This is a genomic window from Ignavibacteria bacterium (assembly GCA_025612375.1).
In the GTDB taxonomy this organism is placed as follows: Bacteria; Bacteroidota; Ignavibacteria; order Ignavibacteriales; family SURF-24; genus JAAXKN01.
Genome location: JAAXKN010000005.1, coordinates 1 through 25,436, shown reverse-complemented (window position 1 = coordinate 25,436; position 25,436 = coordinate 1). Strand labels below are relative to the sequence as shown.

Sequence of the window (25,436 nt, the reverse complement as noted above, 5' to 3'; positions counted from 1 at the left end):
ATATGATGTTTCTTAAAGAATTATTTACAATTGGGAACGTACCTGAAGAGAGTGAAAACCCGGAGGATCTGAATTATATAAAGAGGATCCAGATTGCCACATGCGCTCTGTTCCTCGAGATTGCAAACGCCGACAATAATTTTGACGCCGGTGAAAGGGCAAAGATTGTCTCTGTTATGAGGTCCACATTCAAGATTGAACCTGAATACGTTCAGGAGCTGATGCTGCTGGCCGAGAACTCGGTTAAAAAAAGCAGCAGCATTTATGAATATACTTCACTGGTCAAAAATAGTTTTAACAGGAAAGAAAAATTCGATATACTGGAAAACCTGTGGCGGCTTGTTTTTATTGATGAGCTTCTGGACAGGTACGAAGACAAGATGATGAAAAGTATAGGCTATAACCTGGGTTTCGACACCAGGGAGATCCTCAGCGCCAAGCTTGGTGTTCTGGATGAGATGAAAAAAAAGAAGGAGCTTTAGGCACACACTAGATGCGTGTGTGCCCGGAATTGCTCACTTATTCCTATGCAACCTTTTCAGTCTCCTTTTCGGCTCCCTTCCCGATTTTTTCTTCTTCATACGGGAACAGTTTATCCAGCAGTTTGATTGCAATATAAAAGAGTCCCATAAATATGAATATTCCTGACATTCCCTGCCCCGTAATAACAAGGGCGTTCCAGAAGTTGTTAAATGCCTGCTGACTGATCATTTTATACTCCTTTTTACAGCATTGAGCCGACTAATGCCAGAATAAGGCCGCCTGCAACTACAGAGCCTATCTGGCCGGCAACGTTTGCGCTTACGGCATGCATAAGCAGAAAATTAAACTGATCCTCTGCCTGACCCATATTATGTATTACGCGTGCAGACATAGGGAAGGCCGAAATGCCCGCGGCGCCTATCATGGGGTTCATTTTTTTCTTTAAGAAGAGGTTAAGGAACTTGGCAAAGAGGACTCCGCCCGCGGTATCGAAAATAAAGGCAACAAGTCCCAGGGCAATAATAATGAGCGTCTGGGGCTGTAGGAATCTTTCGGCGGTCATCGTGCAGGCAATTGTAATTCCAAGGAGAATTGTAACCAGGCTTGCCAGCTCATTCTGCGCCGAAAGAGAAAGTTTATTTAAGACTCCGCATTCGCGGATAAGGTTTCCAAACATCAGAAATCCGATCAGTGCTGCCGATGAAGGAGCAATGATTCCGGCAAAAATTGTAATTATAATCGGGAAGCAGATAAGCACTGTTTTAGAGACGCTTTTGGCGTGGCTTTCCATCCTGATCTTTCTTTCACTTTTTGTTGTAAGGGCCCTGATTACAGGAGGCTGAATTATCGGCACCAGCGCCATGTATGAATATGCCGCAACCGAGATCGGCCCCAGGAGCTCCTTGGCGAACTTTGTGGCTACATAAATCGACGTCGGCCCGTCAGCTGCTCCAATGATGCCTATTGAGGCTGCTTCCTTCAGTGAGAAGCCGAAGAGTGTTGCAACCATCATTGTAAAGAAAATACCAAACTGTGCCGCTGCGCCGAATAAGAGCAGGTAAGGCTTCTTTAGAAGCGGCGAAAAGTCTATCATTGCGCCTACGGCAACAAAGATAAGAAGAGGGAATATTTCTGTAAGTATACCCGCATCAAAAAATATGTTAAGTACCCCTTTTTCCCCTCCGTGCGTAATTGCGGCAGAAAGGGGGATATTTGCAAGTATTGCTCCAAAACCTATTGGCAATAAGAGTGAAGGCTCATATTCTTTTGCAATTGCCAGGTATATCAGCAGGCTGCCTACTCCGATCATGACAATCTGCTGCCACGTGATGGACATCAGCCCGACGAATAAAGAACTCATAATAAAGATCTCCTAAATACTGAAAAAAGAATTAGACCAAAATAAAATTTCATAACCGGGCTTATTCAACAGCCTTTGCTTCTTTGGGTTTAATAATAACCGACATAAGTATTGAAGCGCTCAGGGTTAAAACGATAAAAAGAAGAGAGAAACTAATCGGAATCTGAATCCATCCCGAGATGATCATCTTAATGCCCACAAACAAGAGTATAACTGCAACACCCTGCTTTAAGTACCTGAATATGTGCATTATTCCTTCAAGGGCAAAGAAGAGGGAAATGAGCCCCAGTACTGCAAAAACGTTAGAGGTAATTACTAAAAATGAATCTGTTGTAATGCCTAGAATTGCCGGAATGGAATCCAGGGCGAAGACTATGTCTGTAGTACCTATAAGAATAAAGATCAGAAAAAGCGGAGTTGCATGGATTATACCTTTCTTTCTTATAAAGAAATGATGTGAATCCGGGTTATTCTCAATAGGCAGATATTTTGAAACTTTCTTGTAGAAGAAATTATTGTTCGGATCGATCTCTTCGTCGCCGGCAAAGGCCATTTTATAGGCCGTAAAAAGGAGCACAACGCCGAATACATAAATAAGCCAGTGGAATGTATGCAGAAGGCCTACTCCGAATAAAATAAAGAGTATCCTCAGGATTATTGAAAGCAGAATACCAATTTTAAGCATTCTGGGCTGGTTCTTCTGGCTTATTGCCATGGCAGAGAAGATCATAATAAAGACGAATAGGTTGTCAACAGAAAGTGAGTACTCGGTAAGGTACCCTGCCACAAATGCCGTGGCTTTCTCGTTTCCTCCCGGATAAAAAAAGTATATTGCAGCTCCGTATAAGAGTGCAACCGAGATCCATACGGCTGTCCAGCTTAGAGCCTGCTTTATGCCTATGGACCCATTTCTGTGGTCGGTGACAAACATATCCACCGTAAAGACTATAATAAAGACGAGCACAAATGCCGCCCAGAATATCATTTCAATTGTCATTATAATTCTCCATTAGTTACAAAATCGAATTTTCATGAAAATAGTTCATTTCCTTTCTTACATCAGTCTCAGGGAACCCTGTTGAGCAGACGGGCAGCATTCAGTATAAACATATGCAGGCATAAAGATGAGAAATGAGTCCCCTTTGGGCTGGAACTAATTCCAAACTGTTCCCGGTTTTTATTGAAAACTGAAATGGCGCTGTTTGAAACGGTACTATTTATTAAGTGAAGAAGCATTATTACCACTCATTTCTGCCTGAAGGAACGTTTATGTTAAAATGCTCTGATTCTAAGCCCGGACGAAAGAACGCCGGGGCTTTATGTATGCAACTTATTTCAGGAACGCAGGAATCAGCGTTATGTATATACCTGCTATAATTGCCGTAGTTATAACCCCGCAAATGTTTGCGCCAATTGCCTCTGGCAGGATGAGCGCTTCGGGGTTTACCTCGTTGACGGATTTCTGTGCCACCTTGGCTGTTGTCGGCACGCAGCTGACTCCTGCAATGCCTATTACAGGATTAAACTTGCCTCTGGTGATAAAGTACATTATATAGCCCCCTAATATGCCTCCTATTCCGGAGAGAAGAAGGGCAATTATGCCGAGAACAAGAAGAATTAAAACCTTGGGATTAAGTATTAAATGAGCTTCACAAAGCACTCCAAGCAGGAACCCTAAGAAGAATGTTGATCCGTAGAGGAGCGGGCCCCCTATAAAATCTATGAAATGCTTAAGACCCGACTCCCTTATTGCAACGCCCAGGAAAAGTGAAACAAACAGCGGGGCGGCAACGGGGAAGAGAAGGCACAAAACCGTATTTACAACCGCTGCAAAGGCCATCTTTTCTCCCGAGGTGACGGCGCGTGAGGCTTTCTTCGGGGGCATCTTTATTGCCCTCAGCTTCTTTGGCACCATCAGCTTAATTAAATACGGGTAGCCCCCGTACGTAAGCCCGAGATAAAGATAAGCTACTACAGTAATAGGTACAAAAAGATCTTTTGAAAGGCTAAGAGAAGTAAAAAGCACCATGGGCCCATCTGCTCCTCCTACCATGGCAATAGAGGCGGCGTCATTCAGACTGAGGCCCAGTGCTTTAGCGATTGGAATTGTTGCAAATGTGCCAAGTTCTGCGCACAATGCAAGAAACATGCTTAAAAACGGACGCGCAAGTAAAAACCCAACGTCCAGAAGAACACCTATGCCCATAAAAACAAAACATGCAATCAGCCCGTTGCTGAATGTAAGCGTATAAATAGGCTGAAGAAAGTCAATCTGCAGTATGTCAAGCAGAGCCTTGGGATCTGTAATTAGCGGATCGACAAAAAGGTTCCCCTGCTGCCCGTTGCTGAAGAAAAGCACTCCTGCGTTAATTGCAGACATGCCCAGACCCATTGGTATCATGAGCAAGGGTTCAAGAATTTCTCTTTTACCTAGATAAACAAGGAGCATCCCTAAGAAAATAAGGCTTATCCTTGCAATTATTATCTTCGGATCTGAAGCCGCCAGAGTGGCTATACCCTGAAAGAGATTTAATATATTCTGAATTCCCATTTTTTTGTCACACTGATTAAGAAGAGTCCGCCTGTTCAAAGGCCTCAGTTAAGTTTATGCTAATTTTTCTTAAAGATCCTTATCGACACGAATATCATTTTAATAATAAATGCGACAAAAAACGATATTACCGCTGCTATGCCGTACATGTATAAGGTCTGCATTATTACTGCATTCATAGCTTTTGCCTGCTGTCAGCTTCCGATTTCCATTAAAACGTCGCCTTCCAGTACGGAATCCCTTTCGGTGACCTTAATTGCTTTAATAAGGCCTTCCTTATCGGAGTTAATGTTGTTTTCCATTTTCATTGCCTCAAGCGTCATGAGCCTGTCGCCTATCTTTACAAAGTCGCCTTCCTTTACGTGTATCTTCAGAACCGTTCCGGGCAGGGGACTCTTAATTGTTCCTGTGCCTTTCGGTGTGGAAGGATTGCTTGTGCGGGCTACAGACTTGTGTATATCCGTCGAAGGCTCTGCCTTCGAACGCACGAGTGTTGGAGTCTTTGTAGTCTGGATCTTCTGTTCAACTTCCACGTGGTACGTAGTGCCGTTGACGACAACTTCAGCAACGTTATCCTCGACATTTACAATATCGACGTCATACTGGTTGGCGTTAATTTTAAATCTGAACTTTTTCATTTTATTATGCCGTATTTTTGTGCTGTTTTTGGTAATTTGTCAGATTTCAGTTTATTATCTGGGCCACTGGCGCAGCCCGTAAATCTTTGAACTCCATGGGGAATAAGGCCTCATAACCCTCTGCATTGTAAGCACCATCTTTTCATAATCGTGAATGTCCTGAAGGTACATATGCAGTGCCATGCCTATTGCCGCATAGACTTCTCCTTCCACCCCAAGGCTGTTGGCTTCCTTCTGAAGAACCTGCATCTCTTCCATTCCGTCGTGCTGCTTCAGAGTGGAAGACCCATTATTGCCCGGGAATATTTTCTTAAATATGCTTAACATACATCCTCTACAATGGTAAGTTGGAATGTTTCTTTGGAGGATTAACGTCCTTCTTTGTCGCAAGCGACTGCAGAGCCCTTATTATGCGGAAGCGCGTGTTGCGCGGTTCAATTACGTCATCAATATAGCCGTATTTTGCCGCAACATATGGGGATGCAAATTTATTCCTGTATTCCTCTTCTTTCTGTTTGAGGAATTCAACGCGTTTCTGCTCGTCTGTAATTTCCTGGAGCTCCCTGTTATGAAGGATTTCAATTGCGCCTTTGGGACCCATGACTGCAATTTCAGCCGTCGGCCACGCGTAATTGATGTCGCCTCTTAAGTGCTTTGAGCTCATTACGTCGTATGCTCCGCCGTAGGCTTTTCTGAGTATAACGGTAACCTTTGGCACTGTAGCCTCGCCGTATGCGTAAAGAAGCTTTGCTCCGTGAATAATAATGCCGCCGTACTCCTGCGCCGTTCCGGGAAGGAAGCCCGGCACGTCAACAAGCGTTACAATCGGGATGTTGAAGGCATCGCAGAAGCGTACAAAACGTGCGGCCTTCCTGGATGCGTTAATATCGAGCACACCGGCCAGATAGTTGGGCTGGTTTGCAACAATACCTACAGGCATTCCGTTAAAACGGGCAAAGCCTACTATGATGTTTGGTGCGTAATGGCGCTGGACTTCAACAAATTCATTGTAATCCACAATCAGATGTATTACGTCTTTTATGTCGTACGGTTTGTTTGCGTTGTCAGGCACTATTTCATTAAGCTGGTCTTCAATCCTGTCTATCGGGTCGTCGCACGGACTCAGAGGGGGATCTTCAAGGTTATTCTGCGGCATATAGCTTAAGATCTTCCTTATAAGAAGTATTCCTTCCTGCTCATCGTCGGCAACAAAGTGAGTAACGCCCGACTTGCTTCCGTGCACGGCGGCGCCGCCTAATTCCTCTTCTGTAACGGTCTCGCCTGTAACAGTCTTCACAACCTTGGGACCGGTAACAAACATGTAGCTCGTATCCTTTGTCATGATCGTGAAGTCTGTAAGAGCAGGGGAGTACACGGCGCCTCCTGCGCAGGGGCCAAAAATGGCGGAGATTTGAGGAATAACTCCGGAGGCCAGGATGTTGCGCTCGAATATGTCGGCATAGCCTCCAAGGCTCTTAACGCCTTCCTGAATTCTTGCGCCACCAGAATCGTTAATGCCGATTACAGGGGCTCCTACCTTCATTGCCTTATCCATCACCTTGCAGATCTTCATTGCGTACATTTCCGACAGGCTTCCGCCGAAGACCGTAAAGTCCTGCGAAAATACATATACCAGACGTCCGTCAATTGTACCATAGCCTGTAACAACACCGTCTGAAAGATAATCCTGTCCTTCCAGCCCGAAGTCGATGCACCTGTGAGAGACGAACATATCGAACTCCTCAAAGCTGCCTTCATCCAGAAGCATATCTATTCTTTCGCGTGCCGTAAACTTGCCCTTGCGGTGCTGAGACTCAATGCGCTTCTCGCCGCCGCCTAAGCGGGCTTTGTCGCGCATTTCGGTTAATTCCTGGAGTTTTTCCTCAATTGCCATTTTATCTCCCTAAAGCAGTTAAATATTTTACTTTAATCTTTGTGTTCGCACAGTTCTGTTAGTACGCCTAAAGTGGACTTCGGATGCAGAAAAGCGATATCAAGGCCTTCGGCGCCTTTGCGCGGAGCCTTATCGATTAACTGAACACCTTTTCCTTCCACTTCACCAAGTACATCCTTAAGTCCGCTGACTGCAAAAGCCAGGTGATGGATGCCTTCACCTTTCTTTTCAATAAATTTGGCTATAGAGCTTTCGGGGCTTGTTGCCTCAAGAAGCTCAAGCTTTGTCTGCCCAACCTTAAAAAATGCAGTCTTTACTTTCTGGTCTGTGACTTCTTCAATCGCGTAGCACTTAAGTCCCAGTACATTTTCATAATACTTTATGGCACTTTCGAGGTCTTTAACTGCAATGCCAATGTGTTCAATATGTGTTGGATTCATTTATTTCTCCTTATACTACAACATTTTCTTTATATTCGCCGAAAACTGCACGCATTGTGTTGCAGATTTCGCCGATGCCTGCGTATGCCTTTACGGCTTCAAGTATATATGGCATCAGGTTTTCATCACCCTCGGAAGCTTTCTTAAGAGCTTTCAGCTTTTCCTCTACGAGGGCGTTATTTCTTTCAGAACGAACCTTGTTTAAGAACTTAACCTGTTCTTCCTGCGCCTTCATGTCTATCTTAAGAAGTCCTTTCGGCTCTTCTTCCTTGATCTGGAATTTATTGACGCCGACGACGATCCTTTCGCCTGATTCCATTTCTTTTGTGAACTGGTAAGAAGCTCTCTGTATCTCGCTCTGTACGTAGCCTGTTTCAATTGCCTCAACCATGCCGCCGATAGAATCTATCTTATTGATATATTCTTCGGCTTCCTTTTCGATCTGGTCTGTCATGGCTTCAACATAATAGCTGCCGGCCAGGGGATCAATTGTATTTGCAACGCCGCTTTCGTTAGCCACAATCTGCTGAGTGCGCAGTGCGATCATAACAGATTCCTGTGTCGGAAGGGCAAGCGCCTCGTCGCGTGAATTTGTGTGCAGGCTCTGTGTTCCGCCTAAGACAGCGGCCAGTGTCTGTATTGTAACTCTGACGATATTATTATTTACCTGCTGCGCTGTTAGTGTTGAGCCGGCGGTCTGTGTGTGGAAGCGGAGCATCATCGATTTGGGTTTCTTTGCCCCGAATCTTTCCTTCATAATCTTGGCCCAGAGTCTTCTTGCTGCTCTGTACTTTGCAACTTCTTCCAAAAGATCGTTATGAGCGTTAAAGAAGAACGACAGCTGTCCTGCAAAGTTATCAACGTCAAGCCCCGCCTTTATTGCGGCCTCAACGTATGCAATACCGTCGGCCAGAGTAAAGCCTACTTCCTGTGCTGCAGTTGAACCTGCCTCCCTGATATGGTAGCCTGAGATGGAAATGGTATTCCATTTAGGAACTTCCTTAGAGCAGAACTCAAAGATGTTTGTTATAAGGCGCATAGAGGGTTTCGGCGGGAAAATGTAGGTGCCTCTTGCTATATATTCTTTTAATATGTCATTCTGAATTGTGCCGGAGATCTTATCGCGGCTTACGCCCTGCTTTTCGGCTACTGCAATATACATTGCCAGAAGCACCGATGCCGGAGCGTTAATTGTCATTGAGGTGGATACCTTGTCGAGAGGAATCTGGTTAAAGAGAACTTCCATATCGGCAAGCGTATCAATTGCAACGCCGACTTTACCAACTTCGCCGTAAGCCATCGCGTCGTCACTGTCGTATCCGATCTGTGTCGGGAGGTCAAAGGCAACCGAGAGGCCCGACTGTCCCTGCTGCAGCAGATAGCGGTAGCGTTCATTTGACTGCTTTGCGGTACCGAAACCTGCGTACTGCCTCATTGTCCAGAACCTTCCCCTGTACATTGTGGGCTGGACGCCGCGCGTAAATGGATACTGTCCCGGAAAACCTATTTTTTCAGTATATCCGTCGCTTTCATTATCCAGCGGGGTGTATAAGGGTTTTACAGAATTAAATGAAGCTGTAGTGAAGTTTTTCAGTCTTTCAGGAAATTTATCTGTAGTTTTCTTGTAAACCTTTTCTTCCCATTCCTTGTAGGCAGTTTGTACTTTTGCCCTAAGGTCTTCGTTATTTGTCATGTTCTTTTCCTCTCCAAAATTTGTAGCTACAATATAAAAGCAACTTGCGTGCCTTAATTTTTATTTTTCTTTCTGTCTTTCAAATGCTGATTAAAGTGCAATTTAACGACATTCCGAACCCAAAATTAAAGAAAAAAAGACATCATTCTCAAATTTTAGAATAATATATACTTGTTGTGAAAATATATAACAAAACCGGATTTTCGGACATTAAGTATTGTGAAATATTATTCCAAACACGGGAAGAATTGCCTCAATTTGTCTGTTTTTAGTGCATTTTTTGTTTTGTTTTTAGAAGATAACTTCTATTTTAATATTTAACTATATATATCAATATTCCGGGGGAACGCGCGTAATGAAGGTTCTTGTAGTTGAGGATAACGTATCGGGAAGGCTTCTTTTGATTAAAATCCTGAAAAAGGAAGGCTACGAGGTCCTTTACTCCAATAACGGCGCCGAGGCGGTGGAACTTCTTAAAAAAGAATCCTTTGATGCGGTCTTAACCGACTGGATGATGCCGAAGCTGGATGGAATAGAACTTATTCAATATATACGCAGGAATATCCGTCCCGTTCCCGTTGTAATGATGATTACGGCGCTCGACTCGAAAGAGGCAAAAGAAAAGGCCCTGGATGCGGGTGCCGACGACTACATTGCAAAACCCTTCCATGTGCATGAGATAAAAGAACGCCTTGAAAACTGCATCATGAGGCAGAAGTCGGAGCTTGAGGCTTCACCCGCGGCCAAAGAGCCTGGCTTAAAGAAACCCGGTTTCCCGGCGCTCGGCATTGCAGCCAGCACGGGCGGGCCTTCTACGCTGACGGAGCTTTTTGCTGCACTTAAGCCGCTGAAGGAAGCCGTGGTTTTTGTTGTGCTGCACGGCCCGGCATGGATGCTGAAGTCGTTTTCTGAAAGGCTTCAGAGCCGCACCGGGATGGATGTCCTCCTGGCAGAGGACAGGATGCCGATTGAAAAGGGAAAGGTTTATCTCGCTCCGGGGGATATACACATGATGATCGACCCCGCACGCATGGAAATAAAGCTCTGGGACGGGCCTCCTGAAAACTATGTGCGCCCCTCGGCCGACCCGATGTTCAGGACTATTGCAGGAACCTTCGGGAAAAACTCCGTTGCCGTAATTTTAACCGGTATGGGGCGCGACGGCAGCATCGGCGCGGGCTACATTGCAGCTGCCGGGGGCATTGTAATTGCACAGGACCCCTCGGGCGCCATAGCGCCATCAATGCCGCAGAGTGTCATTGACCTCAGGATTGCGGGTGTGGTTGCCCCGCTGGAGAAAATTCCCCCTGTAATTGAGGAGTCTCTAAGAAACCTCACACAGTCAATGAAGGCGGCCTCCTCCTGAAAAAGGGGATTACTTATTATTCCACTGCCGTTCTGAAGTAAAAAGATTAAATTAATCTTATATGGAAAGTTTTGAAATATGGAGAAAGACTTATGAAGTTTTTAAAAATTACCATTTTTTTTATTCTTTTATCCGGACTCCTTTCCGCTCAGAACAGCTGGAAATCCCAGGCTGAGTTTGAAAAGCTGACGGCTAAAGGAACACTTCAAAAACAGGCTTTTGCATATCCGGGGGATTCCACAATAGACGTTACATACTACAGGCTCGATCTCAACCTGACCTACAATCCGCAATACTTAAAGGGCGCCGTAACAGTTGGCCTCAGGAGCGCCGCCGCTTCTTTAAGCAGCTTCTTCCTGGATCTGCAGCCGGTTATGAATGTAGACTCCGTTACAATGAGCGGGGCAAAGCTGGCTTTTACCCATTCAGGCAGCAAACTTCAGATAACGCTTCCAAGAGCATACAACCAGGGGGAGAATGCAAGCGTTATTATTTACTACCAGGGTGTGCCAGGCTCAAGCGGATTCGGGAGCTTTATATTTTCCACACACGACCCGGCTAATATGTATCCTATTATATGGAGCCTTTCGGAACCCTACGGGGCAAGCGACTGGTGGCCGTGCAAGGATACGCCGGGCGACAAGGCCGATTCTTCCGACGTTATTGTAACTACATCCCAGTTCTTTACCGTAGCTTCAAACGGATCGCTCGTAAGTCAGGTCAATAACCAGGACGGCACAAGAACAACTCACTGGAAAAACCATTATCCCATTGCGCAGTACCTTATATCGGTCGCTATGACAAACTATTACCTTTACACTAACTACTTTAAGTATTCGCCCACAGATTCTATGATAGTAACTCATTATATCTATCCCGAAGAGAATACGCCGCAGAATATAGCTCTGCTGAATAAGACTGTGGATATGCTAAGGATATTTTCGGATAAATACGAGCTATACCCATTTATAAAGGAAAAGTACGGCCACGCACAGTTCGGCTGGGGCGGAGGAATGGAGCACCAGACAATAACTTCACTTGTCAGCTTTGGTGAGGACCTGGTCTCACATGAACTTTCCCACCAGTGGTTTGGTGACAAGGTGACGTGCAGAGACTGGAACGATATATGGCTTAATGAGGGCTTTGCAACATTCTCAGAAGGGGTTTATTTTGAAAACTCACAGGGAAAAGCAGCCTATGACTCTTTTATTCAAAGCATTATGAACAGGGCAAAAGACGCCCAGGGATCCATCTATTTAACGGATATCAGTTCTGAAGGCAGCATTTTCAACTACAGCCGCTCCTATGCCAAAGGAGGCACCGTGCTCCATATGCTAAGAGGCATAGTTGGCGACAGTACCTTCTACCGTATACTAAGAACTTACCTCGATGATACAAAACTAGCCTACGGGACGGCTGTAACGGCTGACTTCCAGGCAGATGCCGAGAAGGTTTACGGGCAGAGCCTCGACTATTTCTTCAAGGAATGGATATTCGGCGCGGGATACCCGAGCTACACCTACAACTGGGCCAGCACGCAGCAGAATAGCCAGTATCAGCTGCAGGTAAGTATAAAGCAGGATCAGAGTAAAGGGCTGCCCATCTTTACAATGCCCATACAGCTTAAAGTCTCAACCACGGCAGGCGATACACTTTTAACTGTAATGAACAACCAGGCAGATCAGAATTTTCTTATTACTGTGAAAGGGCAGCCGCAGTCTGTTACCTTTGATCCCAATAACTGGATCTTAAAAGACCTTGCCGGTCCCACTGCGGTTTCGGAGGTTACACAGGTTGCTAGCTATGGCTTGGATCAGAATTATCCCAATCCTTTTAATCCCGGGACAAAGATTAAATATCATGTAGGCTCGGCTAAAACGGCTGGCGCCCTTCAGCAGGTAAGCCTTAAGATATTTGACCTCCTGGGGCGAGAAGTTGCGCAGGTATTAAACGAAGAAAAGCCCTCGGGCAACTATGAAGTGGAGTTCCTGCCCGGAAGCTACAACCTTCCTTCAGGCACATACTACTACCAGCTTAAAGCCGGAAGCTACACGGCAACAAAAAAGATGATGTACATTAAGTGACATAAAAAAGCAGGAGCAGACAATAAGTCTGTTCCTGCCAATATTGAGCTGCTAGTCTAAACTCCATTCCCCCAGGAAAATTAACACAAATTCCTGAACTATCCGTTTATTCATCCCTTCATAGGCTCTGACCGGAAACTGATAAAAAAGTAAAAAATATCTTTCAGGTATGAGAGTTAGTGAAATTCCCGGGCTTTACAAGAATCTTTTAATTTAGGCTGAATTAGCATGAAATATTCCCAAGTACCGAAGAAAATTATATCAGATCGGTATTCAGGCAATAAAAATCTGATTATTTTTTTTTTTTTTTTTTTTTTTCTCTTTTTTCTTTGTAAATTTTTCCGAATTTGCCTTCCGTCACCATATATATATAAGTAAAAAGAAAATATTTTTCAGACCGGCTTTTAATTAGATATATGTCTGAAATAGGTTTCTTTCTAATTTCATCTGTGATAACAAATTCTTTTGGAATCAAAATGCGATACACTAAAGCCCTTTTTTCATTCTTTTTTCTATTCTGCCTGAATAGCTGCAATCTATTAGATCCACCGGTATCTGAAAGCGGTAAGTTTGAGCTAAGTGTACTCGATACCTCTTCAAAGGAAGTTTACCTCAGGATAAAAACAGGCGACCGGTTCAGAAATGAAGAAATAACGCTCAAAAGGAACGGCTTTTCTGTTATGAAACTTAGGGCTTCAAGAGATACTGTCATCTGTGACACTCTGCTCAGCCCCAACACAAAGTATACCTACCAGGTTGCGGAGTCCGGGGGGGTAGGCTTCCAAAAGCATAGTGAAAAGGTCATTGCCTCAACACTCAGCCCTACAAGCCACCATGTAAGCTGGCAGGTACATTACATCGGGGAGGCTGGGTTTGACAGTCCCTGGGATGTAGCAATAATCGATGAAAACAATATCTGGGTAAGCGGAAACTTTACCAGGAATGAATCTGGTGTTGAAAAATACTACAACCTTGTAAAATGGGATGGGTTGAAGTGGAGTGATGATGCTGCTCTTTACAAGGGAAGTATCTATGGTGTATTATATTCAATCTTTGCATTTTCAAAATCTGATGTTTGGGTAGGGAATAATACACCAGCGCATGGGGACGGAAAGAACTGGTTTTTTTATGGTGAAGAAGAGAATTATCCGGAAATGCATACATGGATAAGAAAGATCTGGGGAACAAGTTCATCCGATATGTACTTTGCCGGTGAGAATGGATCTGTATTAAAGTACGACGGCAAAAGTTGGAAGCTTCTGACCGAAGTCTCAAATGGATTTACTGCAGACATCTGTGGCTATAAAGACGAGATAACAGGGGAAAAAACCGTGTACTGCCCGCTTACATTTCCTTCTGACATTAAAGCCTCAAAGCTGATCTGTATATCCGGCAATGATCAGGCTGATTTCATCAGTTTTAATGCGGGTATGGAGCCATCTTCGGTCTGGACACACAGAGGGTATCCGGTATATGTGGCAGGAACAGGACTTTATTATTACACTCCGGGAAGATGGAAAGATGCCGGTCTTGTGACAAATAAATTTATTGACGTGGTACGCGGCAGCGCATTAAATGACATCTTTGTTTCAGGAGCAATGGGCCTTTTGGCTCATTATAACGGTATTGACTGGATGGTGTACCCGGAATTTTCAGACCATTGGGATGTAATAAGCTCACTTGATGTAAAAGGAAATACAATAGCGGCAGTAGGCATACTGAACAATAAAGTTGCCGTTGCTGTGGGTAAAAGAAATTAAAGAAAGAGGAGGATAGGCCCCCAATAAAATTCCGTGCCGGCGTTCGCAGCACCGGCACGGATTAACTGCACACAAAATAAGGCTAACTTTGGAGTTTAAGCAGCCTGGCCGGCTGCTCTGGCGCCTTTTTGTCTGCGGTTTAAAGATACTAAAACATTTCAAAATCTTAAACCAATTAATTTAGAGGTAATATGAAAAGAATTTTATTAGTCCTCATTCTTCTAAACCTGGCAACACATTCTTTTGCCCAGATGAGATATCAAACTCAAAGTATAAACATAGCAAAACATACTAATACGTACACGAAAGTTCCGGCACCATCAATATACTTAAACAGGGATCTGATAAATTCATCACCTACTTCACAATTTACAGTTGTTTTTGATGCAGCTGTTCCTGAAAATGCAAAAGCCGCAATAAATGAGGCTGCAAAAATCTGGTCCTACATTATTGATACTGGATATCCCAATAATACATCACAGCCGGCAATAACAATACAGGTTAAATGGGAAGACCTTAAGGATAACAATGTGAATGCTGTTACAAATAATCCTGAAAAATATATTAACTTTATTACAGAGGGAATAAAACAGAATGTAATATATCCTGTTACACTTGCCAATAAATTAAGCCAGCACGATCAAAATGGTTCTAATCCTGAGATTACTATTACCTTTAACAAAACACAGCCGTGGTATTATGGAATTGACGGCAACACGCCAACGGATAAAACTGATCTTATGACAGTTATGATGCATGAAATAATTCACGGGCTTGGATTTACTGGTTCGTTCCAGGTATCCAGCGATGGAACTGGGAGCTGGGGAGAAGTGATCGGTACTCAAAAATATCCCTGGATATTTGATTGTTACGTGGCAAATAATTATCAGAATTCAGTAGTTGATAATCCTTCGGTTTATGGAAATCCTTCAACTGATCTTGGAGCATTCTTAAAGGGCGGGAATGTTTTTTTTAATGGGAGTAATGCAATGAGAATGACGGGAAGCAGTAATCTTCCACGTTTATACGGCCCTTCGGAATGGTCCTCCGGATCGAGTACCTATCATTTGGATGAAGACACTTATCCGGCAGGTTCATCAAACTCGTTAATGACACCTGGGACCGGATATGCCGAAGCAATTCATTCTCCGGGTGAAATTGTAATATCTGCATTAATGGACATGGGGTGGGATGTTAACAGGCTCTTTACAATAACTTCGCCAAAAGCAGGCATAGCATGGCAATTCGGGACTACTCAAACAATTAAATGGACAGATAATAAATTCGGTTATATATCAATTGAACTTGTGGATATGTCCAATAACGTTATTAAAAACCTTACATCAACAACATCTGTAAATAGCAACCAGGGGACGCTTAATGAGTTTACATGGAACATCCCTTCAGACATTCCTGCAAGTACTTACAGAATAAGAATGCATGACATGGGAAATGATTACGGCTTTAGTGATCCATTTCAAATATCAAGTCAAGGCCAATGTCTTCCTGTAGCTATCAGTCCGGGAACTAATCAGTATTCCGACCCAATTACGGTTACTATGCAGAGCCCGGAGCAGGGGGTCACTATCAGGTACACGATGGACGGCTCAACACCAACATCAAACTCAACTCAATATACCAGCTCATTTACTCTGAACGCCGATGCTACTATAAAGGCATCAGCATTTAAGAGTGGCTATAAAGAAAGTCTACCTACAGTGGTCACATATAGTTTTTCTAGTTATGCACATATTAATGTGACATATCGTGATGAAAATAATAATAATTATGATAATGATATTAACTATTGGAGCTTGTGGGTGAATGGGCAATGGAAATCTACATGGTCGGGGTGGCGTCCAATTGCGATATCGCCAGCGGATAATATTTATATTAAAGTTGATGCACGGTATATCACAGATACAAAAAAATTCTATTCTATTAAGAATGATGGTGGTTTAGTTAAGTATGATAATTATTCAACATATGCTGCTCTTAACCCTACGGGAAAAGGAACTTATCAAAAGCAATATATTGCTACATTTATGAGTGCAAAAAAAGCCACAATCCAAAATGTCTTTGAAGATCCCGGTATTACTGTTAGTCCCCAAGATAATTCTGTCGAGTTTGCAGATCCCTGGCTTTATGACAAAACTGATGAAAAGGGATCATATAACAGCAGTTTGAATCCTTCATTTGCACCAAGGAAAGTACCGTTTACAGTTGATACTGATATTAATACTGAAAATGGAAAGCTATATAAGGGAGTCTTCCTGAATCAAGGTGGAAACATCCTTAGTCAAATTAAAATGCCATATTATTCAATTTCGGCGAAACCTTTTTATGATTTGACACTCCCGCAGACAGGAAAGACACACAGATTTTATTTCTCGAACTGGAGTGCTACAGGCGCCCTTGTAAACTTCAGCAGTTTAACTACTCCGGTTATTTTCCAACAGACAGATGCATCTGTAACCGCCAATTATAAAGGGCACCTTCTTTCAACCACACTAAATGCCACCGGGGGCAGCGGAAGCCAGAGGAAGATTGCAAAAGACTTGGGAGGGAAACTTCATATGGTATATGAATCAGTGGGAAAAGTGTGGTATACCACTTCAACTGACGGGGGAGCGACCTGGTCAGCCGAACAGCTTGTCTCGGGAACGGGAACAGCCACGTCTCCATCCATTGCATCTTCAGAAGAAGTTTATCCCTTTAATGATGTTTTCTGTGTATGGCAGGAGACTTCTGGAAGTACAAGGAACCTCTATATAAAGTCACTCCAAAACCCCGGAGAACCTCTTCTTCTGGATTCAGATGCCTCAACTGTGGACCTCCAGCCCTCAATTGGCGTTTCTTCAGATGATTATGGCGTACTTGTAGCTTATAAGAAAATGTACTCAGGAAGATACCAGATGCATTATAAGTACTCGGAAGACTGCGGAAACAGTTTCTACTATGGAGGGCCGGTTTCTATTAGCACACCAATAATGGATAACAATCCTTCCATAGCATGGAACCCTGATCTCTGGAAATTTATGGTCTCTGCAACAAGGAGTTCCGGATCAGTTCAGGTAAACCTCTATAGCTTTGATTATTATGGCACATCGTGGGATATGGTTGCAAATGTGTATTCTTCAAGCCAGATCCCCTTAGCCCCCGTCTATTCGCAGGTGGCTGTTGACGGAGCAGGAAGAACACACATAAGCTGGATCGCTTATGATGACTACTACGGTAATAACTCCGCATCTTTTCACAGAAGCTACAAAAACGGCGTTTTTTCAGGCATAAGCACATTCAGGGATGAGGCCATTTATGAGCCTTCAATTGTCTATACTACGGTCTCAGGCCATGAAAATATAAACAATACCAATCCTGATGGCGGTGTCTCCATTTTCTACAGCCCTGCAGAACTGGTAGGACTCTACAACATGGTTTCTACAAACGGCACTTCATGGAATGGGATAACATATATTACACCTTCGGCTCCGATAAAATATCCAAACTCTCTTGAGAAAGCTCCTGCCGGAAGTGTAACTTACGTTGTCTCCAAGGGAAGCGCTATGCCATACCAGGTAGCCATGCAGACAGTTAATAATACCCGTTCAGGGCTTTCATATGAACTTAAGTCATCTTCTGAGAACGTAACTGCCTCACAAGGCATGGAAAACGTAAAAACATTCAGGAGAATTGAGATAATTGACACCACAAATAAAACTCCGGGAAGACTCGTCGTCCAGATGGGAAACTTTAAGGGCAGTAGCCTTTCATTCTATAATCCCGATTCATTAAATAAGAAAGGAACTCCCCTCTTCTCATTTATGAGGACTGAAGGCTTCACATTTGACAAGGATGCCTCCTTTTCCACTAATCTCCGGGTTAAGAAAACAGGATGGAATGGTGACCTTAAGCTCAGGCTTGAACTGGTGGAAGAAGGAAGTGAAAAAATACTCCAGAAAGTCTATGAAGGAAGTCTTGGAAAGATGGACTCCACGTCAGAAGAAAAGACTCTGAAGGTCGCAAACAGACTTGGCAAGCTTAAGGCATACCTAAGAGTAAGTGTTGATGGAATTGGGAAAGAAAACCTAATTGTAAACAATATGGATGTATATCTCTTAAACTCTGGAAAGGGAAAAGCAGAGAAGCCAGAGAAGGAACTTGTGGAAAGTGAAACTGCTCCTGTGGAGTATGCTTTAAGCCAGAACTACCCCAATCCCTTCAATCCCTCTACAGTCATAAACTATGAGATCCCGAAGACTTCAAGGGTGACTCTTAAGATCTTTGACATGCTGGGAAAGGAAGTTACTACTCTTGTAAATGAGTATAAGGAGCAGGGGAGGTATTCTGTGGAGTTTAATGCCTCAAACCTCCCGAGCGGGACATATATCTATGAACTTAGGGCAAATGATTTCGTTAAGAGCGGAAAAATGATGCTCCTCAAGTAAAATTCACAATTTCAGGGGCAAGACCTCCTTGCCCCTGCATTTCCCGCCATGCGATGAACCAAATCCCAAAATACTTTGTTCTATACTGATTGCTTAAATTAAAGTTAGGGCATTACTTTTGGGATGGGTTTATCCCCCCCGGGGTATTAAAAAATCCTCCCAAAATCCGATAATACTTTACTAAACCTTTTATTTTTGTGAATCTTTATCATTTTGAATTTATTCGTTATGTTTATCTCATAAAAACAAAAAGTTTAATAATGAAAACAATACTCAACATCCTGACCTTAACTTTAATTCTATTTTCTAACTCAATTAATTTTGGTGCATCTGTGTATATTGCCGGTAATAAAGAAAATGATATACTGACTCTTGAAGAGTCGAAAAAAATAATTCAGTCGGACCTGAACCACTACTGCTCAGATAAAAAGCTGGGGTCCTTCGTTGAGAACGGGAAAACTTATTTCAGGCTCTTTGCCCCTACGGCAGACCGGGTAACTCTCGTTACTTTCAAAAAACCGGGGGATAAATCCTCCAACTCCTACCAAATGAAAAGCGATACTATGGGCGTCTGGGAAACTATCCTCGACGGCGAACAGTACGGACTTTTCTACGGCTTTAAGACTATGCGGCAGGGACAGAATCACCAGGACGTGATCTGCCTCGACCCTTACGCAAAGGCTGTTACTAGCTTCAACACCTATATGAATCCCCGACTGGCTATCGTGGTTAAAGACGACAATTACGACTGGGAAGGCGATGAGGTAATTGAACGCGACTGGCGCGACCTTATAATCTATGAGATGCACCTGAGGGATATGACCGCCCACCCTTCCTCCGGCGCTAAAGAACCCGGCACCTACAGAGGCCTTATTGAAAAGGGGATGAAAGGGGGCCTTAATTATGTGAAGGATCTGGGCGTTAATACAGTGGAGCTCCTCCCGGCACAGGAATTTGCAAACGTCGAAATCCCATACAGGGATTCAATGGCAGGACGCTTTAATACCTGGAACCCCTACGCCCGCAACCACTGGGGATATATGACTGCCAGTTTCTTTGCCCCCGATGCTTACTTTACCGAAACAGAATTTAAGTGGAACAGCTGGACGGGCCAGGAAGTTAAACAGGTTAATCAGTTCAAGGATATGGTTAAGGCTTTCCACAAAGAGGGGATTGCCGTTATTATGGACGTCGTTTATAACCATATCTCCGAATATGAGTTCGGCAACCTGAAGGAGATTGATTCAACCTACTATTTCAGGTTCGACGACAGGGGCCGCTACAGGGCCGAAAGCGGCTGCGGCAACGACTTTAAGACCGAACGCCCAATGGCAAGACGCATGATCGTTGAAAGCATCCTTTTCTGGATGAAGGAATACCACGTTGATGGCTTCCGCTTCGACTTGGGCAAACTGATCGACTGGGAAACTGTTGAGGAAATTATAAGGGAAGCTAAGAAGGTTAACCCTAACGTTGTAATTGTTGCTGAACCCTGGGGCGGCGGCTACGACCCGCAGGGATTTTCCTTAAGAGGCTGGGGAAGCTGGAATGACCAGATCAGAAACGGCGTTAAGGGCGAAAACCCCTTGAACGGCCACGGCTGGATTTTCGGCAAATGGTACGGCAATAATAACATGGGAAGAATTAAATCTTATGTAAACGGCACACTCGTGCGCGACAGCCTGGGACTTTTCCAGAAAAAAGAACATTCTGTTAACTACCTTGAAAGCCACGACGGCTATACACTTGGTGACTTTATTAGAATTGGAACAAAAGAAGTTGCAGCAGACCAGATTATAAAAGACATAGATCAGAATGCAAAGCTGAGCCCCATGCAGCTGAAGCTGAACAAGCTGGCGGCACTCTTCCTCTTTACTTCCCAGGGAATGACTATGATCTCGGAAGGACAGGAATTTGCCCGCAGCAAGGTTATTCCCCTAAATGTAAAAGAACCGGATGAGGAAAGAGGCCGTATCGATCATAACAGCTACAATAAAGACAACGAAACAAACTATATAAATTTTAAGCACGCCGATATGAATAAGGACCTTGTTGACTTTTACAAAGGCCTTATTAAATTAAGAAGCACTTACCCTGCTTTCAGGCGTGCAGCATATGAAGACGTCTCTTTTATTGAAGTGCCCGGCAAAGCTTTTGCCTTCGGCTTTAAGAATTCATTTGAAGGCGATGATTTTGTGGTCCTTTTTAACGCTGAGAACTCAGGGGACGTAAAGTTCAGTCTGCCTGAAGGCAGCTATGACGTACTGGTTGATGCCGATAAGGCAGGAATTGAGGCGCTCACTACAGTTTCAAAAGAAGTGAAGCTTGTTCCCAAGACGGGATTAGTTCTGAAAAAACAAAAATAGGATAATATATGAGCCGCAAATTCTACTGTGTGCCTGTTTTTCTTTTTGTTTTCAGTTCCTTTTTATCCGCTCAGACGGATTCGTTAAAAGCTCGCAGCGATACGTCCATTGTACTGTTGAAATCGGTGGATTCAACAATTGCAACGGATGTCCGCTATGCAACGCCTGATAATTTTACGCATAAGGTTCTTTATCCCACGGCAAACGTATATTTAAGAAAAGCCGCGGCCTTGAAGCTCCATGAAGCTGAAATGGAGCTTATGAAAAAGTACAATCTGAGGCTGAAAGTTTTTGATGGCTACCGCCCTTTATCGGTGCAGAAGAAGCTCTGGGAGATAATGCCAGATTCCCGCTACGTGGCAAATCCCAAAAACGGCTCCAGGCATAACCGTGGCGCCGCAGTGGACCTGACGCTCATAGATTCCACGGGGCGCGAGCTTGAAATGGGAACTCCCTATGATGATTTTACGGACAAGGCTCACCGGGATTACAGGGACCTGCCTGAGAATGTCCTTAAAAACCGCAAACTCCTTGAAGACATAATGGTAAAATACGGCTTTGAGCCCCTAAGCACAGAGTGGTGGCACTTTGATTACTCAGGCTGGAAAAACTATTCCATCCTGGATGAAGAGATCAGGTAGAATATTTAGAATTTTGTACATAAAAAGCCACGATAGTGGCTTTCCATCTGTAGCCCAGGGTCTCAAATCCCCGCAGGGGATGCAGACACCCTGGGTATGTTTGTTTCAGTAAAATAAGGCTTTCCTTAGCGATCTTTCAATTGCGGTCTTGAAGTTCGTGAGGTCTACCGGCTTCTGGAAGATGTACTCCACCTGAAGCTCACGGTATTCTTCAAAGATGTGCTTGTTTATGTCGCCGCTTAGTACTATTACGGGCGGCTTTCCTTTTATATCCATTCCATTAAGATTCCTGACCATGTCGTACCCGCTCATAAGAGGCATGCTGTGGTCCGTAATTACAAGCGCGGGCGTTTTCCTGACTATAATTTCAAGAGCTTCCTCTCCGTTCGAGGCTTCATCTATTATGTAATTTGGCACAATGTTCTTAAGTATCTTCTGGTATAAAAGGCGGTCCGTCTTATTGTCATCAACAAGAAGAATATTTGCCGCTGCGGCAGGGAGCGTAAAATGGAATTCGGAACCCTTGCCGAACTCGCTTTCAACGTAAATTTCGCCCCCGTGCTTTTCTATAATCTCACGTACTATGGAAAGACCAAGCCCTGAGCCTTTTTCCCCCTTTGTGCCTTCAAGCGTGAACTTTGAATCCACATGGAATAGTTTCCCCAGATCCTCTTTTTTTATCCCTACGCCCGTATCCTTTACAATAAAATGATAGTTTGTAAGCCCTTTTCCCGGGCGGCCTGAAACACTGATCGAGCCGCCGGAGTTTGTAAACTTAATTGAGTTTGAAATGAGGTTGTTAAACACCTGCAGAAGCAGGTTCTGATCGGCGTGCACGTAGGTGTCCTGCTCCAAAAGCATCTCCAGGCGTATACCCTTCTGCAGCGCTGTGCCGGCCATAATGGTGATAGATTTCTGAATAACTTCCCTGATGTTAAGCCTTTCAGGCTCAAACTTCATTCTTCCCGTCTGAAGTCTCGTCCAGTCAAGAAGTGAATTGACGAGCGCGAGCATATTCTTAGATGATTCCTGTATGAAGGTAATATACTGCGTCCGCTGAACCTCACTTAAGCCCTCGTCGGAAAGAAGGAGGTCCGTAAAGCCGAGTATTGAGCTGAAAGGGGTCCTGAGGTCGTGTGAAATAATGGACAAAAACTTGTCCTTTGTATCGTTGGATTCCCTTAAGGCTTCTGTAACCTTCTCCAGATCCTCGGAAGCTTTCTTGTATAGCGAGATATCGCTTACAAGTCCGAATATCCTCTGCGGGAGCCCCATGGAGTCCCTTTTTACCTTTATTTTATTCCTGACCCAGGTAATGTTGCCCGATTTATTGATGATCCTGAATTCTATTTCATCTGACTGCCTGGCGGGGTCTTGAAGCAGGTTCTTAAGCTTTTTATTTACGGTCTTCAGGTCGTCGGGATATATGAGCTTAAACCAGAGCTTTGAGTCGGAGAGGAATTCCTCCTGGCCGTATCCCGTAACTTTTTCAATTGAGGAGGTATAAAATACAGGCCTCATGTTCCTGTCTATTCTTTCTGCCGTCCAGAGGAAGTCGTCTATATTGTCTGTAATGCTTCTGTACCTTTCCTCTGAATCCTTCAGCGCCTGCTGTGTTCTTTTTCTTTCCGTAACGTCGCGGCAGACGGAAACGATGTGTGTCTTATTCTCAGCCTCGTATGAAGTTACAGAAACCTCGGCATAGAAAACTGATCCGTCTTTATGCCGGGCAAGAAATTCATAGCGATCCGGTGCAGGCTCTTTATTTTCGCGCGCTTTGATAAACTTTGCTACTTTGGGTATATCCTCGTTTGCAACAATGTCAAGAGAGTCTTTCCCGATCAGCTCAGAAGCACTCCCGTAGCCGAATATCCCTGCAAACGATTCATTTACAAGAATGAATTTCCTGTCGGCTTCAACAGAGATCCCGTCCTGTGAGGCTTCATAAACCGAGCGCACCATCTGGAGCTCTTTTTGCGCCAGCTTCTGTTCTGTAATATCCGTAAAGATGCAGTTGTGGTATTTAACCGTATCGTTAAGATCCATAATAGGGGAGAAGTTGGCAAGCGTTACTATCTTCTCTCCTGTGCGCGTTACGAGGCTCAGTTCTGACGGGCCCGACTGGCTGTCCAGCAGGCTGGAGAGTTTAAGCCCTTCTTCCGTCAGGGAACCCGGATAGATAAGATCCCGTATATTCTTCTGCAGAAGCTCGCCTTCGGTATAGTCGAATATCTTTAAGAATGCGGGGTTGACATAAATTATATTTCCATCCGTGTCCAGGTTGCAGATAAACTCATTTGCATTAATTACAATATTTCTGAAGCGCTCCTCAGAGATCCTGAGATCCCGTTCAACCCTGAGCCTTTCTTTAATTGAGGAGCAGAGGAATATATACGCGGTATCATTGGCCTCGCCGGTGGCGCTTACCTTTACTGAAACGTATTCCTCTTTTTTGTCCTTTGCCTCAGCCCTCAGCTCTGTTTCATAAGAAGAGCCGGGTAAAAGTTCATTTTTTATTTGGATGAAATTTTCCTCGTCAAAGGAATGGAATATCCTTCCTATGAACAGCTTATATATCTCGCTTTTGCAGTAGCCGAAAAGCTCTTCGGCGGACTTGTTCCAGAAAATTATATTGCCTTTTTTGTCTGTGGTAATAACGGCATCTGTTACGCTTGAAGTAATGAACTGGTACTGCTTAAGCTCATTAAGCTCGTACTGGCGCCTCAGGTTTTCATTTTCCTCAGATGTAATATCTTTTAAGGAAATATAGATCAGGCGCGGGGTGCCGGTAATTGAAAAAGGAATAAACGAGGCCTGGAATGAAACCCTCTGCCCGTCCAGTTCCAGTGAAACCTTCTCTGTTACCTTTTCTTTGTTTGCCATCAGCAGGTTTAATATCTGAGTTGTCTTCTGCTTTAGCAGGGGATAGAGCACCTCCTCAGCGCCGCGGTTTATGAGATCGCCTTCGGGGAGGATTCTTTGTACCAGGCTGTTTAAGTGGAAGTACTTGATCTTTAGGTCGTAACCGGTAATAAAACAGCTGTTGCCGGACTGCTTAATAATCCCGTTAAGAAGAGTGTCTTCAAAATTTATGTCGTCAGGCGATTTAGCTTCCAGCCTCAGGTCCTGGAGCAAAAGCATGCCTCCCTGGAATACGCCGCCGGTGTACATAGAGGAGCCCTTTACGAATACTGATATTTCACTGCCGTCAATGGCCCTCATGCTTTTAATTTTCTTTTCAAAAAACTTTCCCTCTTCCAGTCCGGTTATTTCACCGGCTATATCAAGCAGCTGAGGTATGGCTGAGTCAAGGAGGTTTTTCCCTGCGGGTATCCGGGCTGAATCCTGATCCAGGACGCCGAATTCAAAAAAGGTTTTATTTACATATGTCACTTCCCAGCCGGATGAAAATATCAGAATGCCCGCGGGCGCCTCTTCGAGGAAACCGAGTGTCTTTTCCGGGGATGATAAATTATGTAAATCCTGAGACATATGTCCTTTGCTGGAATTATTTGGCTGAAATATAAATAATGAATCTGAAATATAAAAATATGAAATCGTGGAGAAATTGCGGCACAGAGAATCCATTTCTTCTTTTGACTACCCCCGGGCTTTTATCTCTACGGTGTTGTGTTCCCATATGAAAGTAGAGCATCCGGAATAACGCAATCACTAAGCACCGGAGGTGCGCTTTGTTTGTAGCCGGGGGTGACAA

Annotated in this window: 17 protein-coding genes; 7 read left to right on the top strand and 10 right to left on the bottom strand. The window is 44.0% G+C overall.

Annotated elements, in window-relative coordinates:
- Positions 1–2: 2 nt before the first annotated feature.
- Complete coding sequence (locus tag HF312_05165; GenBank protein MCU7519585.1) at positions 3–482, top strand: TerB family tellurite resistance protein; 480 nt, start codon at positions 3–5, stop codon at positions 480–482.
- A 43-nt stretch (positions 483–525) separates the two neighbouring features.
- Here HF312_05165 and HF312_05160 read toward each other — a convergent pair whose 3' ends face one another.
- From HF312_05160 to HF312_05120, 9 genes are all read right to left on the bottom strand, one after another.
- Positions 526–711 (bottom strand): hypothetical protein, encoded by a 186-nt coding sequence (locus HF312_05160; protein MCU7519584.1) that lies wholly within the window; start codon positions 709–711, stop codon positions 526–528.
- Between the two features lie 13 nt (positions 712–724).
- Positions 725–1,843: a sodium ion-translocating decarboxylase subunit beta gene (locus tag HF312_05155; protein MCU7519583.1), complete on the bottom strand. Its 1,119-nt coding sequence runs from the start codon at positions 1,841–1,843 to the stop codon at positions 725–727.
- Between the two features lie 61 nt (positions 1,844–1,904).
- Entirely contained in the window at positions 1,905–2,828 is a 924-nt protein-coding gene (locus HF312_05150) for a TerC/Alx family metal homeostasis membrane protein (GenBank protein ID MCU7519582.1), read from the bottom strand.
- A gap of 345 nt (positions 2,829–3,173) precedes the next feature.
- Positions 3,174–4,388: a sodium ion-translocating decarboxylase subunit beta gene (locus HF312_05145; GenBank protein ID MCU7519581.1), complete on the bottom strand. Its 1,215-nt coding sequence runs from the start codon at positions 4,386–4,388 to the stop codon at positions 3,174–3,176.
- A gap of 200 nt (positions 4,389–4,588) precedes the next feature.
- Positions 4,589–5,032, bottom strand: coding sequence for a biotin/lipoyl-binding protein (locus tag HF312_05140; GenBank protein ID MCU7519580.1), 444 nt, complete (start codon positions 5,030–5,032; stop codon positions 4,589–4,591).
- A 54-nt stretch (positions 5,033–5,086) separates the two neighbouring features.
- Positions 5,087–5,359 (bottom strand): hypothetical protein, encoded by a 273-nt coding sequence (locus tag HF312_05135; GenBank protein MCU7519579.1) that lies wholly within the window; start codon positions 5,357–5,359, stop codon positions 5,087–5,089.
- 7 nt (positions 5,360–5,366) lie between these two features.
- Entirely contained in the window at positions 5,367–6,926 is a 1,560-nt protein-coding gene (locus HF312_05130) for an acyl-CoA carboxylase subunit beta (protein MCU7519578.1), read from the bottom strand.
- A 32-nt stretch (positions 6,927–6,958) separates the two neighbouring features.
- Complete coding sequence (mce, locus tag HF312_05125) at positions 6,959–7,366, bottom strand: methylmalonyl-CoA epimerase (protein ID MCU7519577.1); 408 nt, start codon at positions 7,364–7,366, stop codon at positions 6,959–6,961.
- A 10-nt stretch (positions 7,367–7,376) separates the two neighbouring features.
- Entirely contained in the window at positions 7,377–9,059 is a 1,683-nt protein-coding gene (locus HF312_05120; GenBank protein ID MCU7519576.1) for a methylmalonyl-CoA mutase family protein, read from the bottom strand.
- 355 nt (positions 9,060–9,414) lie between these two features.
- Between HF312_05120 and HF312_05115 the strand changes: the two genes are divergently transcribed.
- From HF312_05115 to HF312_05090, 6 genes are all read left to right on the top strand, one after another.
- The gene (locus tag HF312_05115; protein MCU7519575.1) at positions 9,415–10,425 is read left to right on the top strand and encodes a chemotaxis protein CheB; all 1,011 of its coding nucleotides are present in this window, start codon (positions 9,415–9,417) and stop codon (positions 10,423–10,425) included.
- A gap of 92 nt (positions 10,426–10,517) precedes the next feature.
- Positions 10,518–12,509 (top strand): T9SS type A sorting domain-containing protein, encoded by a 1,992-nt coding sequence (locus HF312_05110; GenBank protein ID MCU7519574.1) that lies wholly within the window; start codon positions 10,518–10,520, stop codon positions 12,507–12,509.
- A gap of 476 nt (positions 12,510–12,985) precedes the next feature.
- Positions 12,986–14,269 (top strand): hypothetical protein, encoded by a 1,284-nt coding sequence (locus tag HF312_05105; GenBank protein ID MCU7519573.1) that lies wholly within the window; start codon positions 12,986–12,988, stop codon positions 14,267–14,269.
- 191 nt (positions 14,270–14,460) lie between these two features.
- Complete coding sequence (locus HF312_05100) at positions 14,461–18,714, top strand: T9SS type A sorting domain-containing protein (GenBank protein MCU7519572.1); 4,254 nt, start codon at positions 14,461–14,463, stop codon at positions 18,712–18,714.
- Between the two features lie 260 nt (positions 18,715–18,974).
- Positions 18,975–21,080: a pullulanase gene (locus HF312_05095; protein ID MCU7519571.1), complete on the top strand. Its 2,106-nt coding sequence runs from the start codon at positions 18,975–18,977 to the stop codon at positions 21,078–21,080.
- A gap of 8 nt (positions 21,081–21,088) precedes the next feature.
- Complete coding sequence (locus HF312_05090; GenBank protein MCU7519570.1) at positions 21,089–21,721, top strand: M15 family metallopeptidase; 633 nt, start codon at positions 21,089–21,091, stop codon at positions 21,719–21,721.
- Between the two features lie 105 nt (positions 21,722–21,826).
- Here the strand turns inward: HF312_05090 and HF312_05085 are convergent, their stop codons facing one another.
- The gene (locus tag HF312_05085; protein MCU7519569.1) at positions 21,827–25,213 is read right to left on the bottom strand and encodes a PAS domain S-box protein; all 3,387 of its coding nucleotides are present in this window, start codon (positions 25,211–25,213) and stop codon (positions 21,827–21,829) included.
- Positions 25,214–25,436: the final 223 nt, after the last annotated feature.